Source organism: Halorubrum sp. SS7 (assembly GCF_005435055.1).
Taxonomy (GTDB): Archaea; Halobacteriota; Halobacteria; order Halobacteriales; family Haloferacaceae; genus Halorubrum; species Halorubrum salinarum.
On sequence record NZ_SGXV01000425.1, the window covers coordinates 1 to 353 of the forward strand.

At 70.3% G+C, this 353-nt stretch carries 1 pseudogene; it reads right to left on the reverse strand.

The annotated features are described in order from the left end of the window. Positions 1-353 (reverse strand): annotated as a pseudogene (locus EXE44_RS18650) (NAD(P)/FAD-dependent oxidoreductase); the annotation flags it as partial.

Here is a 353-nt window from a genome sequence, read left to right on the forward strand (position 1 = left end):
GGACCCCGCCGCGATACTCGCGGCGGGTGCCGTCCTCGAACTCCATCGCCTCCAGCCAGCCGGAGTCCGGGTCGTTCTCGATGCCGGTGACGTCCTCGTGAACGATCTCGACGGGGTGCGCCTCCAGTTGGGCGGCCGTCTCGTCGCTCCACGTCGGCTCCGCGCCGCGGGTCAGGAGGTCCACGTCGTCGGTCATGTTCAGCATGATCATCGCGACGTGGGCGGCGGCCTCGCCGTGCCCCATCACGTACACCGGCTCGTCGACGAACATGTAGGCGTCGCAGTGGAGACACCAGTGGAGCCCCTTCGCGTTCCGCGGCAGCGGCGGGTCGGGGCGCTCGTCGGAGAACCCG